The sequence below is a fragment of the Paenibacillus ihuae genome (assembly GCF_001368795.1).
Lineage (GTDB): Bacteria > Bacillota > Bacilli > Paenibacillales > Paenibacillaceae > Paenibacillus_AQ > Paenibacillus_AQ ihuae.
Window position 1 is genome coordinate 151,852 of sequence record NZ_LN831200.1, and the last position, 15,599, is coordinate 167,450.

At 48.0% G+C, this 15,599-nt stretch carries 11 protein-coding genes; 3 read left to right on the top strand and 8 right to left on the bottom strand.

Going from position 1 to position 15,599, the window contains the following annotated elements; all coding sequences use genetic code 11:
* Positions 1–28: 28 nt before the first annotated feature.
* Complete coding sequence (gene nifB, locus AQR02_RS23265; RefSeq protein WP_054942796.1) at positions 29–826, bottom strand: nitrogenase cofactor biosynthesis protein NifB; 798 nt, start codon at positions 824–826, stop codon at positions 29–31.
* An 825-nt stretch (positions 827–1,651) separates the two neighbouring features.
* Here nifB and AQR02_RS23270 point away from each other — a divergent pair.
* On the top strand, positions 1,652–2,479 hold the full coding sequence (locus AQR02_RS23270; RefSeq protein ID WP_054942797.1) for a TerC family protein: 828 nt from the start codon (positions 1,652–1,654) through the stop codon (positions 2,477–2,479).
* Positions 2,480–2,550: 71 nt separating this feature from the next.
* On the opposite strand, the gene AQR02_RS23275 is transcribed toward AQR02_RS23270, so the two are convergent.
* Positions 2,551–3,519: a glycoside hydrolase family 43 protein gene (locus tag AQR02_RS23275; protein WP_054942798.1), complete on the bottom strand. Its 969-nt coding sequence runs from the start codon at positions 3,517–3,519 to the stop codon at positions 2,551–2,553.
* A 655-nt stretch (positions 3,520–4,174) separates the two neighbouring features.
* Positions 4,175–4,672: a stalk domain-containing protein gene (locus AQR02_RS23280; RefSeq protein ID WP_209444273.1), complete on the bottom strand. Its 498-nt coding sequence runs from the start codon at positions 4,670–4,672 to the stop codon at positions 4,175–4,177.
* A 161-nt stretch (positions 4,673–4,833) separates the two neighbouring features.
* Between AQR02_RS23280 and AQR02_RS23285 the strand changes: the two genes are divergently transcribed.
* Positions 4,834–5,217 (top strand): hypothetical protein, encoded by a 384-nt coding sequence (locus AQR02_RS23285; protein WP_054942800.1) that lies wholly within the window; start codon positions 4,834–4,836, stop codon positions 5,215–5,217.
* A gap of 437 nt (positions 5,218–5,654) precedes the next feature.
* Positions 5,655–8,252, top strand: coding sequence for a beta-L-arabinofuranosidase domain-containing protein (locus AQR02_RS23290; protein WP_054942801.1), 2,598 nt, complete (start codon positions 5,655–5,657; stop codon positions 8,250–8,252).
* 179 nt (positions 8,253–8,431) lie between these two features.
* On the opposite strand, the gene AQR02_RS23295 is transcribed toward AQR02_RS23290, so the two are convergent.
* The 5 genes from AQR02_RS23295 to AQR02_RS23315 all read right to left on the bottom strand — a co-directional run.
* The gene (locus AQR02_RS23295) at positions 8,432–10,780 is read right to left on the bottom strand and encodes a YcdB/YcdC domain-containing protein (protein WP_054942802.1); all 2,349 of its coding nucleotides are present in this window, start codon (positions 10,778–10,780) and stop codon (positions 8,432–8,434) included.
* Between the two features lie 27 nt (positions 10,781–10,807).
* Positions 10,808–11,026 (bottom strand): hypothetical protein, encoded by a 219-nt coding sequence (locus AQR02_RS23300; protein WP_054942803.1) that lies wholly within the window; start codon positions 11,024–11,026, stop codon positions 10,808–10,810.
* 199 nt (positions 11,027–11,225) lie between these two features.
* Entirely contained in the window at positions 11,226–11,762 is a 537-nt protein-coding gene (locus tag AQR02_RS23305) for an HXXEE domain-containing protein (RefSeq protein ID WP_054942804.1), read from the bottom strand.
* Positions 11,762–12,982, bottom strand: coding sequence for an ACP S-malonyltransferase (locus tag AQR02_RS23310; RefSeq protein ID WP_054942805.1), 1,221 nt, complete (start codon positions 12,980–12,982; stop codon positions 11,762–11,764). Before AQR02_RS23310 ends, AQR02_RS23305 begins: the two co-directional genes overlap by 1 nt.
* Positions 12,983–13,012: 30 nt before the next feature.
* Positions 13,013–15,599: thioesterase domain-containing protein (locus AQR02_RS23315; protein ID WP_245237694.1), on the bottom strand; the 2,587-nt coding region annotated here is incomplete at its 5' end.

The following is a 15,599-nucleotide window of genomic DNA, read 5'->3' on the forward strand; positions in this document are numbered from 1 at the left end:
CGGCATTGCCGGCAGTGGCGCATGACCTTCATCCCGTCACGCCCCAGCAGTTCCTGCAGATTGTAGTCAATTCCTTCGGACGGGGCGCTTTGCGGCCGTCCATTTCATACTGGCTGCCCGGTGCGATAATCAGCGGTGTTACGTTGTGCAGTGTGGCCCCGAGCTCTTTTACTCTTTTGGACACTGCAGGGAGATGATGATCGTTGACCCCCGGAATCATGATGGAGTTGACCTTGACGAGAATCCCCAGCTTCGCCAGCATCTCAAGCCCAATTAGCTGACGGCTGATCAGCAGCTCCGCCGCTTCCCTTCCTTCGTACCGCACCCCTTCATCAAACACCCAGGGATAAATTTCACGGCCGATATCAGGATCAATGGCGTTGATCGTAATGGTTACATGACGGATGCCAAGCTCAAGAATCTCATTCACATGCCGGTAAAGCGTAAGTCCATTCGTGCTGAGGCAGAGGCTGACATCAGGTACATGCTTCTTCACCCTGGCAAAGGTGTCGAAGGTCTGCTCCGGATTTGCCAGCGGATCTCCGGGACCGGCTACACCGACCACCGACAGCTGCATAAGCTGCGCTGCAACGCCCTTGACCTTGCGTTCGGCTTGCTCCGGCGACAGCACCTCACTGACCACGCCCGGCCTGCTCTCATTGACGCAGTCGAACTTGCGGTTGCAGTAATTGCACTGGATGTTACAGGCGGGAGCAACCGGGATGTGCATCCTGGCATAAAACCGATGGGCTTCCTCGCTGTAGCAAGGGTGGCGGCTGATCTCCTCCTCTGCTTCATTTGATATACACGACGACGGCTGCATCATTTCCCACCTCCTAAAAGTTTTACGAGCGTTACTTCCCTGATCCAGCTTCGAGTAAAACTCGCTTCGGAAGCATCCGCTTAGTTTTGCGAGCATTACATCCTTGGTCTGCTTCGAGTAAAACTCGCTTCGGAAGCATCAATTTGTTTTACTAGCCTTCGCTTTCTGGAATTGACTACACGACAGTTAAGTTAAGGACAATCTCGATTGTGTTATGTTTCCTAACAACAACCTCGCTTGGCCGCTTGAATTACTCTCATCATATTTTCAATACCCGGTACCGTCAATTACATCCAAGCTTAAAAAGCTCTTATTTCCCTCATGTTTGCAGTATCGCCATATCGCATGTCATCTTTTCTAACCTATACGTATCATGTTTCCGTTTCCATTTACCCCAATTTCCTATTGATATTTATTCTCACAGCCATTGACATTCGCTCATGGCTCATATATGATACTTCTAAGTCATTAACGCAACTTATAAAATTTAATATATCCCGTAAAGGGGAGTAGCTGTTCGAGCAGATACGAGTTGCCGTCTTCTTATGAAGATGTGTGCGTTTCTGTGAGAAATATAAGATATTGTATAGGTGAACGACCTGTACTTGCTTATATATCAGATAAAGTCGTCAGTACGAGAATATGAGGATATTCTCCGGCTCTATCGGCAATGAATCATTGTTAGCGAGACCTTTACCAATCAGGTTAGACCTTTATTCCAAAGGCTGATCTGTTTGGTAAAGGTCTTTTTTATATATAATTTGGTCAGAATAAGGTACTGTAGATATTTTCAAAAGATATTTACATCCACATGAGGAGGAAACAGCAATGGATTGGGGATTATTATTAGAATACGGTTGGGTATTGCTCGTTCTCGTAGCACTGGAAGGGCTGCTCGCCGCAGACAACGCTCTCGTACTGGCAATTATGGTAAAACATCTTCCTGATGAGGAGCGCAAAAAAGCGCTGTTTTATGGATTAGCCGGGGCGTTTGTTTTCAGATTCGGGTCACTTTTTGTCATCTCTTATCTGGTGGACATCTGGCAAGTACAAGCTATCGGCGCGATTTACCTGCTGTTTATAGCGGGAAATCACATATTCCGGAAGGTGCTGTTTAAGAAGCCGGTTACGGATGAAGCCAATGAGAGCGGTACTTCTCAAGCTGTCGATAAAAAGAAGTCCAGTTTCTGGTTCACTGTGCTGAAGGTTGAAGTAGCAGACATTGCGTTTGCAGTCGATTCGATCCTGGCCGCAGTAGCCCTTGCAGTTGCGCTTCCGGAAAGCGGCATCCGCCACATCGGCGGACTAGACGGCGGACAGTTCCTTGTTATTTTTGCCGGCGGCTTCATCGGTCTGGTTATTATGCGGTTCGCGGCTTCCTTCTTCGTCAAACTGCTGCATTCCCGTCCCGGTCTTGAAGTGGCCGCATTCTTCATCGTCGGCTGGGTCGGCGTGAAGCTGGCTGTTATTACGCTGGCTCACCCTTCCCTGGGTGTTTTGTCCGAGGATTTCGCCCACAGCACCTGGTGGAAAGCAACCTTCTATGTCGTGCTTGTTATCATCGCAGCTACAGGCTGGTTCATGAGCAGCCACAAAGTTGAAGAGCATGAAGGCGAGAATCCGGTTAAAGAGGTTGATCAACAGCTTGGCAAATAAAAAAGTATACTGTTAAAACAATAACCCGGAAGATACACACCATTACAGGTGCAATCTTCCGGGTTATTTGCTTACCGCTTCAATTGACTGTCCTTGACCGGCACTCCGAAATCCGGAGTCCCGTCCGGGTTCCAGTGGAAGACCTGGGCCCGCGTATGGCGGTTCGGGTCATACAGCGGATCGCCGGTAATCTCCTTATAGTTCCGGGCATGGTAGATAAGCACATCTTCCCCGTGCTCATTGACGGTAAAGCTGTTATGCCCCGGCCCGTATTGCCCGTTCTCCTCGGATGTGCAGAATACCGGCTCCGGTGATTTTGACCAGGATGCTGCATCGAGAAGATCGCTGTCTTCATTGGCTGCCAACAGCCCCATACAATAATTGTAATCAGTTGCGCTGGCCGAGTAGCTGATAAAAATTCGCCCGTTACGCTTAATGACCGCAGCTCCTTCATTGACACTGAAGCCGATAACCTCCCAGGGATACTGCGGAGTGGAAATCATCGTCTGCGTCCCCTGCAAAGTCCACGGATTACTCATTTCGGAAATATAGAGATTGGAATTTCCCGTAATCTCCGGATCCTTCTGCGCCCAGACATAATACAGAACCCCCTTGTGCTGAAAGGTTGTCGCATCCAGCGCGAACGATTCCCACGCAGTTTTCACTTGACCCTTCTCTGTCCATTCACCTTCCAGCGGGTTCACTGCATCATTCTCCAGCACATACATACGGTGATCGAACAGCCCTTCCTTCGTCTCCGTTGTATGCGCCGCAGCAAAGTAAATATACCATTTGCCGGAGATGTAATGAATTTCGGGCGCCCAGATATTGGCACTAAGCATCCCGGTCTCATACTTGCGCCAGGCTACTGCCGGCACCGCATCAGGCAATCCCTCAAGCGTCAGCGATCTCCTTACCTCAATCCGGTCATATTCCGGTACCGAAGCCGTGAAATAATAGTAACCGTCTGAATGCTTATACACCCAAGGATCAGCGCGTTGCTCTACCAGTGGATTGACATACTCTTGGTTCCTAGGCATGATCAGTTCTCCTTTTCAATAGCGGCTATTAAGCTTGCCTCTGTTTCCGTCCTCAAGGTATCATGACTTTTATTTCTTGTAAATATAAATTTATTAATAATTTTATAAACATAATCGAAATACGGACTATTCATTAGCGTATTAAGTAGAAAAAACCTTAAAAAAAGGTCCCTTTTTAGAATATATGAGCTATTGTTTTATATATGAATGAAATATATTAAATAAACGGAAAAAGGGGTGCACGGACGGAGTTGAAGGATGTATTGGAGGACAGTAAGGCCCAGATTGAGGAATTTCGTAAGGGGAAGCTTTTAAAGGAGAAAGAGATTTCTTAGTTAAAGGGTAAATGATTCCCTACATGGCACCGGTTTTTAAGATTGAACCTTTTGATACATCTGATGCAAAAGGATTAATTCAAAACCTTGTGAGATCTTAAATCCAGCACCTAATATCCAGTTTCATTAAAATGGCCCAATGTGCCTGATTCTTCTCGCTCTACGCTGGGGTAACTTCCCAAAGAAAACCCCGCGTTCTCCCGGCTATCGCCAAAATAACTACAAAAATAGGCCAACCAGAAGTTTCTGGCTGACCTAATAATACGAAGTCCCATCTTAGGGCTTCTATCATGGGGCTTCTTTTTTGAACTCTTCTGTGCTCAATAACCCAGATTAGGAATTGTTCTAAAAGTGAAGTTTACCTGGTTTACTTTCCATAACCCGTTGGCGTACACAAAGTTTGCCAGCCGGTCATAAACATAATTTTCTTCTCCCGTCATATCATTCCCAAAAATAACGGATTGGGTAATAGTTGCTGTGGTTTTACTGGTGTAGATAACAGAGGTTACAGGAGGAGCAAATAGGCTTTTTACGAAAGACAATGTGGCGGCTTTGTTTAATTGTTCAGACAGCACCTTAAGCTGTGACTCAGAGATCATCTGTGCGGCTGTAATCTGGCCGGCTGGCTGATCCATTCTCACTACGATTTGCTTGTCGTTCATGGAAATAATGGCTTGTTTGGCCTGTTGATCCCAGGAGACTTTTGCACCTAGAGACTGGCCAACAAACGCCATTGGAACATAGACCGTAGCACCTTTCCACAGTCTTAGATGTAAATTACCGTATTTAAAACCAGGGTGTGAATTAGCTATCTTCATCATTGATACATTGGTAATATGGTCAGAGTATTCGGAATTGATTGGTTTTAATAACTGGGTGGTGTCAGCTCTGCTGGCATCACCTTTTCCTCATTTTAAATTTGGCACCTGATAATTTTTGCTTTATTATATAATAAATTACATCTTTTAGGAGCGTTTCTATGGACAAAATGAAAAAGGAACTGTTGTCAAATCTTTGGGTTGTTTCGCTAGTGTTAAGTCTTTTATATAGTTTTTTTATAGTGAAAGTTGATAATCCTTTAGTATCTGGGACTCCCTACGTAAGCGACCCTGGTGGAGCGGTTGTTTTCGTGTTGTTCTTCCTTATATTATTTGGTCTCCATCTTCTGATTAGTTTAATTGGTTATGTTGTTACAAAAAACGCTGAATGGTCGTTGTTTAAGAGACTTTTCTTATTCAATGTAATAGGGCTTGTTATGATTGGAATCGTTTATTTATTTATAAATGAAATAATCGTATTCCTCTTGATTTTTTCACTTGTCGTTTACTCTATTATTCATTTGATAAATCATCGTAGAGTTTAGGGTGCTACAGGCAAAAAAACAACAAGTGTATGGTGTCAAAATAAAGTATTAGACTAGATTTCTGTAAGGGCTTAGTTGCCACTCTGCTTATTTCGTAAATGGATTATAATCTATTCTACGTTTTATTTTTCCAAATGAAAAAGGAGCTGTTTCCCGTTCCCCATGATATAAATATCAGGTTTCACCCAAACCGCTAATGCAAGCCTCCTCCCGCTACATTCATCTAACTTTTTTACATTCACATTTCTCTGGTTCAGTATACCTATTCCCCTTCAGTCTGTCCCCGGATTAATAATACTTCTAACCTTTTCACACAAATTCGAACGTTGCACTATTTACCACGGATCCTTTGAAAATATAAGCTAAAGTATGAGCATGAACGCGAGTCTGCTAAGCAGGCTGACAACCCTATAATTCAACAGGCAGGAGCTAGAATAATGACTATAAACAACACCGTTCCCCTTACAAAAGACCATTCTTTGCTGAACGATTTCCGGATGGATCAGGTCCAGGTTACCGATCCCTATTGTGTTAACGCCTTCTCCAAAGAGGTGCTTTATCTCAAAGGCTATGACCTGGACCGGCTGGTTGCCGGCTTCCGCGAGAACCGGGGGCTGCCGGCAAAAAGCGAAAAATACCCCGGCTGGGAAAGCACTGAAATCCGCGGCCATACGCTGGGCCATTATCTGACTGCGCTGTCACAGGCTTACCAGACTACCCGTAATGACAACCTTCTTGAGCGGCTGGAGTATGTCGTAAGCGAGCTTGCACTCTGCCAATTTGAGAGCGGTTACCTGTCGGCTTTTCCTGAGCAATTATTTGATAATGTCGAGAACAAACAGCCTGCCTGGGTGCCTTGGTACACGATGCATAAGATCATCGCCGGATTAATCGCTGTATACAATGCCACCGGCAGTAAAACGGCCTATCAGATTGTCACCGGCCTTGGCAACTGGGTGCATCAGCGCAGCTCAGGCTGGTCGGCGGAAATTCAGGAGCGGGTATTGTCTGTAGAATACGGCGGAATGAATGATTGCCTCTATGAGCTGTACAAAATCTCAGGGGATGAGCGCCACTTACAGGCCGCCCACCTGTTCGACGAGCTAACCCTCTTCACTCCGGTGCATGAGGGCCGGGATATTCTAAAGGGCAAGCATGCCAATACCACCATTCCGAAATTCCTCGGGGCGCTGAACCGGTACCGGGTGCTGGGCGACAGCGAACGCTTTTACCTGGAGACCGTACAGCAGTTCTGGGACATGGTCGTCTTCCATCACAGCTATATTACAGGCGGCAACAGTGAGTGGGAGCATTTCGGCGATCCGGATATTCTGGATGCGGAACGCTCGAATTTCACGGCTGAGACCTGCAACACTTACAATATGCTGAAGCTGAGCCGGGAATTATTCAAGATTACTGGCGAAGCCAAGTATATGGATTTCTATGAAAATACGTTCATTAACGCGATTCTTTCCTCGCAGAACCCGCATACCGGGATGACGATGTATTTTCAGCCGATGGCTACGGGCTACTTCAAGGTATACAGCTCCCCCTTCGACCATTTCTGGTGCTGCACCGGAACAGGCATGGAGAGCTTTACTAAACTGAATGACAGCATCTATTTCCATGGCGGCAGCAGTATTTATGTGAACCAATATCTAAGCTCTAGATTGAACGCTGAGGAATACGGCATTGAGCTGACTCAAACGGCTAATCTTCCGTACAACGACACCGCTGAATTTAAGATCCGCACGCTTAAGGACCAGGAGCAGTCCTTTGCCCTGCATCTGCGTTTGCCGGAATGGGTGGCCGGAGATATGGAGATTACGCTGAACGGGCAGCCGCAGGCTCTTCATCTGTCGGGACGTTATACCGTTCTGGACAGACTGTGGACTGACGGGGATACGCTCAGTATCCGCCTGCCGATGAAGCCGTCTTACCATACCTTGCCGGATGCGCCTAATGTGGTAGCCTTCAAGTATGGTCCGGTTGTACTGAGCGCTGCACTGGGAACCGAGGACCTCGCAGAATCCGCTACCGGCGTAGCAGTCAGTGTCCCGACCCGCAACATGCTGGTGAAGGACTTCATCACCCCTGCACAACAAAGTGTAAGCAGCTGGCTGGATAAGTTTGAAGAGCATTTTGTCCAGAAGGGCGGGGAGCTGGCCTTTGTTCTCCGGAATACCGATGAAGACCACCGGCTGGAATTCACCCCGCATTACAAGCAGCATAATGAGCGGTACGGAATCTACTGGAATCTGGTCGAAGCTGATTCAAGCGAGCTGCAGGAGCATATTCTGCAGGGCAAGCAGCGTCAGCGCGTACAGGAAGCTACGATTGACAGCCTGCCTGTGGGCAACGACCAGTACGAGCTGGAGCATAAAATCAAAGGTGAGAACACCTCGGTCGCTACCTGGGACGGATATAACATCAGACAGGCGGAGAACAACGGCTGGTTCAGCTATCAGCTTAAAGTTCTTCCCCACAGGGATAACTTCTTGGCGGTCACTTATTTCTCCGGCAGCAACGGCAGAACCATCGACATTTATGTACAGGGCGAGCTGCTGGTAAGCGACTTGCTGATGACCGATAAGGCGCGGTCTTTCTATACGAAAAGCTATCTGATTCCTGCAGACATCATCAATGACAGGACCGAGCTTGAGGTCAAATTTGTCATTCCGGGCGAGATGAACGGAATATTCGACCTGCTGCGGACGATGACAGACTTCGATCACCGTGCAGCGCTCCACAGTCTGAGCTTTGATACAGGATCACTTGATCAGCCGTTCGCAACTGATCTTGGCAGTTATACATTGACGGTTCCGTCCGGTACACAAACCGTAGAGCTGCGAGCCGTACCGGCACACAAAAATGCCTTGCTCTACTGCGGAGACATCCTAATCGATGACACACAGCCAAGGACCGTCCTCCTGCAAGACGACAGCACACTGGTCAACCTGACCGTCAAGGCTGAAGACCATGTGACCGAGCAGGAATACAGCATCAAGATCATTAAAGCCCCGGCAAACAAGTAACAAAGGATAACCAATTCAGCTATAACAAAAAAAGATCGTTCTGCATGCGCTGCTGTTCAGGCGCTCAGAACGATCTTTTTTAGAGTTGCGGACCCGGGTTTAGGCTTGAACCTTCCTTTCCCAGGTAAGTCCCCTGTTGCCGCGCTATCTTAACTGCTCCGGCAGCTTCTGCCTGGAGATTACTGCTGGCCAATCGGCTGGTCGGTTTTGCCTTGCAGTTCTACCAGCTTCATAATAATGGACGCCGCCTGTGCTTTTGTTATATACTGCTGCGGATTGAACTTGCCGTTCTCACCCTGCAGCAGGCCCAGCCGGACAACAAGGGCTACAGCACCTTTATTAGTGATACTGGCACTGTCGCTGAAGCTGGTTACCGTATTATCATTGCCAAGGAAGCCCGTAAGCTTGCTGTATTTCAAGAATGAGGATACCAGAACCGCAAGCTCCTCACGGGTGAGTTTATCCTCCGGCTTAATTACAGCATCCTTGTCCAGCCAGCTGCGGGAAACCGCAAAGTTCACAGCATCGTAGTACGGGCTATCCGTACTTACGCCGGCTATGGTCTTACGATCCTGCATATTGAAATATTGCGTATAATACGGCGTTGAAGCTTTCGCAATATAGTTAATCCATTCTCCTACGGTGATTTCCTGGTCCGGATATACTTTTCCGTCAGCATCCGGTGTAATGACCCCGTATTTCAGCAGCTCGTTTAATTGTTGTTCCGCAGCATGACCCTTCACGTCAACCGCGCTTGCCGAAGTATTCACCTGTCCGTACATCTCATAGACCGAGGCCCAGTTACCCGTCTGTGCATTCAGCACCTCGTAAGGCTTACTGGTATCTGCCGGCTGTGGCACATAGACCAGTTTGACCTTTGGCTCAACATGCACACTCGTTCCATAAGATCCGCCTATGAGATTGTATTGCAGCTTCAGGATATAGGTGTTCAGATATTTTTGCATTGCCTCCGCTTTGGTGACTACTGGAGCCGGTTGCTTGGTAATCAGGGCAAAGTCAGAATATCCATAGTTCGTATATGTCCGGAGCCTGCCGTAGCTATCGAGTTCAAGAGAAACAATACTGTTGCTTACCGGAATGCCATCGAAATAACGGATAAATTGATAGCGGTATCCATTTCCTTCCGGCAGAACACTCCAGGTTCCCCCATGCTCGGCAAGCTTCAGATTGCTGCCCGCTCCGTTATACAAGCGGTTGATCAGCTGAATCGCCTGCTTCTTCGCTTCAGCCTGGCTCAGCTTTTTCGTTCCGGCAGCCACTGGCTGCTGTGTCTTGATGTCTGCCGGATTGGCATATTGCTCAATCTGGAACTGAATCACCTCGCCGGTAGTCGCGTTCACTTCAGCATACGTACGTCCTGGCATTCCTGAATACGCAGCTTCTGCAGTATCACTCCAGCCCAGCGTCCAGACTTTCTGTTTACCGCTCTGATAATTAGCGTTTAGCGTCTGCCAGACTAGCTTACGGTTAGCCGGAATTGTAGCTACCTGTTTAACCCGTTTGACTGCTTCCTCAACGGTAAGCTCTTTACCGGTGTTTACCGGCTGGAAGACTTCTTTACCGGCGGGGATTGCCTCGTAGACCACCGGTGTTGGAGCAGCTTCTTTACCTTCATAGTCTATCCGTTTGCCGGTTTGCGCATCGATTGTATATAAAGCTTCCTCCTGCGCTCTCCAGCTGAGCACCCAGCTGTCCACTACGCCTTTCTTATAGATAGGGGTATAGTACAGCGCGATATCAAAACCCTCTTTAAATTTCTTCTCCGCCTGTTCCTTGGAAACAGCAGGTTTCGCGGACGGATACTCCCGCCCAAAGTAAGACTTATTGAATTGAATGATATTTCCGTTGCCGTCTACGGTAACCCGGATGGAGTCACTGTTTGAAGGCAGACCATTGGTCAGCAGCATAAAATTAAACGAATACTGAACTGGGCCAAAGAGTGCCGATTCATTCATCCATGTATTCTCTTCCACTTCCAGTTCACTGTTCTTCAGCGAAGGCGCTGCGGCGGCAATAAAGTTCCGGGCCTTCTCTAAAGCTTCTGCCCGTGACACTTTAGGCGGATAATAATTGTCGGCTTGCATAAACGGGAAATAGAGATATGTAGAGATCACATCACCTGTAATGGCATCGACCTCACTGGAAAAGCCATATCCTGTACTGCCGATTTGATATTCCCATTGAATGCTCCAGACCAGCTGGTTAGGATTTACCGGATAAGAATTGCCTGTGCCGATTTGGGCATTAGAGATCTTGGCATCCTTCAGAGCAGGAAACAACTCCCGCAGCTTCGCTACAGCCTGCTCCTGAGTCACCTTGGCTTTAGCCGGGTCTGCTGTTGCTGCTGCCGCTCCCAGCCCTGCCGATGCTGAAACTACGATGCCCTGTGAAGAGTAACTGGCATCCGCTGCGGCTAAACCGCCCGGAAGCATCAAGGCGAGTGCTACGGTAGTAATCAAAGCGGCTTTGGTAGTCTGATGAATGAACTGATTCCTGTCATTTTTCAAAATTTCATCCTCCTAAAGTTTTATGCCCTAACGGGCTATGAAAATAGGCTTGAGGTTTAACCAACAAACATCCTGTACATACCAGGCCTTCTCAAGAGATACGCTCATCATCGACAATAACCGGTGTTTTTCATCCCCACCCTTCTTACTCATGATCTGCCAGGCCAGTTCGTAGTAATAGAGTGTGTATTGAAAATGGTAATTAATTGGATGCATCATCCTGCCAATTAAAAATTCTACAAACAATGTTTATCTCCTGCATAAAAGTAATAAAAAGCCAGAAATATAATTGTCAAATTCATTCTTCCTCGTTCAATGTACGCACCTAAACAGCCATTCCTCCCAAACTGGAAATTCTCTAGTTAGGGAGGAGCAGCTGTACGTCTGGCCCGGCGGAATAAGCTTCCGCTGAGGGAGAACTTGGAATTGAAGAAGCAAAAGCGGGCTATTGATGCTCCGATCTCGCCAGCTTTCTTCCAATGAAATGAAGAAATTGAAGAAATGGCATAAATAAGAGGATTACAATCAGGCTGAAATACAAAATATCCGGGAACACAAACAGATCATTACGATTGAAGTAATCAATGCTTAGAGCACCGTATGGAAGAAGTAGAAGCACGCTCGTTGCCACGCCCGGCGTCCATCTTCTTAAAAACAGCGACACCCCTATGTGAAAGAAGGCGTGCAGGAACAATCCAAGGCTCAGCACCATGTAAAGAAGATAAAAATGATACTCATAAGCTAGGAATGCTGCGGCCGAAAATAGGACAAACAGCACTCCCACCGCTGCTGAGAATTGTGACCCCGTGAGGGAGGACATTTTTTCCACTCTGGCTTTGGCGAAACTAGGAATCTTATTGTATATTTGTTCCTTGTTCCTCTGAACCCATCCGGGAATAGGAATGATCTCTTCAAAATCATGAATCATAAATATGATCGGGAGCAGCCATAAAATACTGGTATCGCTAATCAACCGGTTCATTAAGCTCTCCTTTCTGCGGTTAAGGTCCAAAGCCTCTGGCGGATTTGTTCGTGGGGATACCTTTTCGTCTCAAGAATTTGGACTAGATATTCCAAGACCTTATCTCTGTCCGCACCGTCCGGTGAATAGCCGCGTGCTTCATACGTCCGTTTCATCTTGCTCATTTCACTATAAGGTATGATCACGCCTTCTTCATATTCCTCTTGATTGTAATTTCTGTTCCTCACAGACACAGCGATTCCCATACAAAGTGAAATAAAATGAGCGTCGTTCTGCCGGTACAAATCACTGCTCATATATTGGAGTAGAAGCGTGCGATCCTCCACTACATCGAAAGCCAAGCTTCTTATACCTGGTCTCGATTGGCGAAGCAAATTACGCAGAACCGTCTTAGGTCCTATTTCAACGGCAACCGTAATTCCGCTGCTTTGCAAGAAACGCATGGTATTGGACCATAATACGGGGGATACAATCTGTTCAGGTAAGGATTGTCTGATTTCATCCACCGAGCCATAAGGACTCGCCTTAAGGTTGGAAACAACCTCCCACTTGGGCATGCGGATATTCAGAGACTGCAGTTCTTCCACCAGTCTGTCTCTAGCTGGTAGCAATATCCGGCTATGAGCGGGTAAGCTTACCGGTAGCCGCTTATACTGGATTCCCCGTCTGTCCAGAACCCCCAAAGCCTCCTCCAGCTTCTTCTTATGCCCCGAGATTACAGTTTGGTGATCGGTGTTGTAATTAGACGGATGAACGAATTGATCGGGCTCGGAAACCAAAGCGCATAACTCTTCAACCACACCGGGACTAACACCTGAGACCGCAGCCATTCCTCCATCCACCTCTGCGCAGGCTTCCTCCATAAATTGTCCGCGTCTGGCAATCAGCCTGATTGCATCAGAGAAGTCGAGCGCCCCCGCACAGGTCAAAGCGGAGTACTCTCCCAGACTGTGTCCGGCAGAAACGGCCGGTTGAACGCCCACCCTCTCCTCGTAGACTTTGAACATGGCAACACTGTTAGCCAGTACTGCAAGTTGGGTGTTGCGGCTGCCGCCCAGCGCGGCTGCTTCTTCCGTACATAATTTTTTCACGTCTACTCCAGACCAGTCACTGGCTTCTTCATAGACTAAAGCGGCTTCCCGGCAAGAGCCGATCCATTCTTTTCCCATTCCAGTGTACTGAGAACCTTGTCCCGGAAACAGAAGTGCAAGCTTGTTCATCGCTAAACCACCTTTGCAATCAATATGCTCTTACAAAATCCTCTCTAAACTTCTTGCCATGATTCGGACATTAGGCTCGTTCAGCATTGAATAATGCGTGCCGGGAATGGGGTATACCCAGAAATCTGGGGACAGTCTTCCCCATTCGGCCAGATCCATACCTTGTTGTAAATTGATGTTCAATATCTCTAATATTTCTCCGGGCTGAGGTTGCTGTGCCTGAAAAAAATGCAGCCGCCCATTATACACTTCCTGCGGATTATGAGTTCTCAAGGCATTGTGATTGCTTACCCACACCTGGAAGAAATGCTTGATCTCCTCATCGGGCAGCAAGCTCAACTGAGTTGAATATTTCTTCAAATAGCCGACAATGCCCGCAATGTCCTCCCGAGGCTGCGTGATTACGCGCACAGACGGAGCCCTCTTATCCTCCCGACTGTTATCGTTTGGAAAGTACAAGGAAGCTATAATAGGGAATGCCTCGAGGAATTTCTCTTCGGTCATGACCTTGTTATTAAAATAAGCTTTAGGCGGATGACTGTCGAACAACAGCAGCTCCTCCACCAAATCCCCAGTCCGCTGTAATTGAAGCGACATTTCAAAGGCAACATTGCCTCCATAGGAGTGCCCCCCTAGTATATACGGCCCCTGAGGATATAAGCGCTTCATTATTTGAATATATTCGGCCGCTGTCTCCTCGATGCATTCCTTCTTTTCCCCTGCCCGCTCTGGGGACATCCCCACCTGTATAGCGAATATATTACGGTTGCAGTCTAATTCCTGAATCAGTGCCTTGTACACCATAACCGTTCCTCCCGCAGGATGGATCAGAAAGACCGGAGGCTGGGCATCATCGCCACTCCTGAGCCTCACCACACGCTCATCCGGCTCTCCGGTTTTCGCATGTTGAACATCCCCCTCCTTAAGCTTGGACAGCAATTGTTGTACCTGCGCTCCAAGGGTAGGCTCTGCTATGAACCTGGACAATGACAGCTTGGCTCCGAATTCCTGACTAATTTGAGCTTGAATCTGAATGGCCCGGAATGAATCCCCACCGGCCAGAAAAAAATCAGTATCCATATTTACTTGTTCCACCGGGAGGTGCCGCCGCCAAATTTCTATAAGTCTGGAGGCCACTTCCTCCGGGGATCTGCCACCAGCCTCATTAGGCACCGTGATACCCGGCTCCGTTTGGGGCTTAGCTTCAATCCAGTGACGCGTCCGTTCAAAGCTATATGTGGCTAATGACACTCTTCTGGCCGCAAGACCTTCATAGAACTTCTCCCAACCTATGGTTATACCGCCGCACCATAACGCTCCCATAGTCTCCATGATGCTTTGAAACAGCGAATAATCTGCCACATCATCTTGGATTCCGACGATCTGATGCACCTGCTCTGCGGCTTCCATAATCAACTCCATACAGCCGATATGGAGGATATGTCCACTTCTACGACTGCGGTCATAAATCTCAACTGCGGATTGGATATCAGCGTCTGTGCCGCGTCCTCGTCCGGATGATGCCGGGACCTCCAGCAGGATTTCCACCACATCCTCCACTCTGATCTGGCCGAGCAGCACCTTGATCGCATAGTGTCCATCGCCTGTGTAAGCGTAAGTATTCGGCATCAATCCAAAGTCGGTAATCATTCCAGAGATAAGCGCGCAGTTGCAGATATAAGAAGCCGCTCTCACGGCAGCCTGTTTGGTTAGCCAAGCTGGCCGCTCAGTGCATATCCTTCCAGCGGCGCAATCCAGCAAGTCGCTACAAGTCAGTCCATGCCTGCTCAGAATTTCCGAGCTTGCCAGCAGGCTGCTGGCAAAGGACCCTCCGCAAGCAGATATATGAGGATACAGCTTGTCCAACATCCCAACGTCCATATCGGAAACAAGCAAGGTCAACGGTAGAGGCCGGGATGGGGACTTCGTTGTCTCCGTAGTGGAGCCGAGCTTAGTCTTCAGTTCCTCCAAATTTCTGCAAACAATTGCCCGGCGGTAATTAAAGGGCTTTCGTCCAGTGGCAAGCGTACACGCAACATCAGCCAGTTGATATCCGGTCTTTTCCAGTTGGTTTAGCAGTTTGTCCGTGTAGCTGATCAATGATGTTTCTGTTTTGGCCGACAACGGCACCAGATACAGCGGCCGCTCCTCTCCCTTCATACACTCCGGCACATGCTCCTCCAGAATGATATGGCAGTTAGTCCCTCCGAGTCCGAAGGAACTGATGCCTGCAAACCGGGTTCCCTCGCTCTCCCATTCCTCACACTCCGTGTTGATATAGAACGGGCTTTTCTCCAGATTTAATTCCGGATTAGGGGATAGAAAATTTACGGTTGGCACCAATTTCCTGTAGTGCAGCATCAAGGCCACTTTAATCAAGCCTACAATGCCTGCTGCCACGTCCAGATGTCCTATTGAAGATTTGACGGACCCCAAAGCGCAAAAGGCCTTTTGATCAGTATATTCTGCATACACCTGACATAGAGCCGACAGCTCCACCGGATCTCCAAGCCGTGTGCCAGTTCCGTGAGCTTCCACATAGCTGATATCCTCCGGACGGACACCGGATAAATTAAGCGCATCCCGAATCGTCTGGATCTGGCCTTCAATTCCTGGA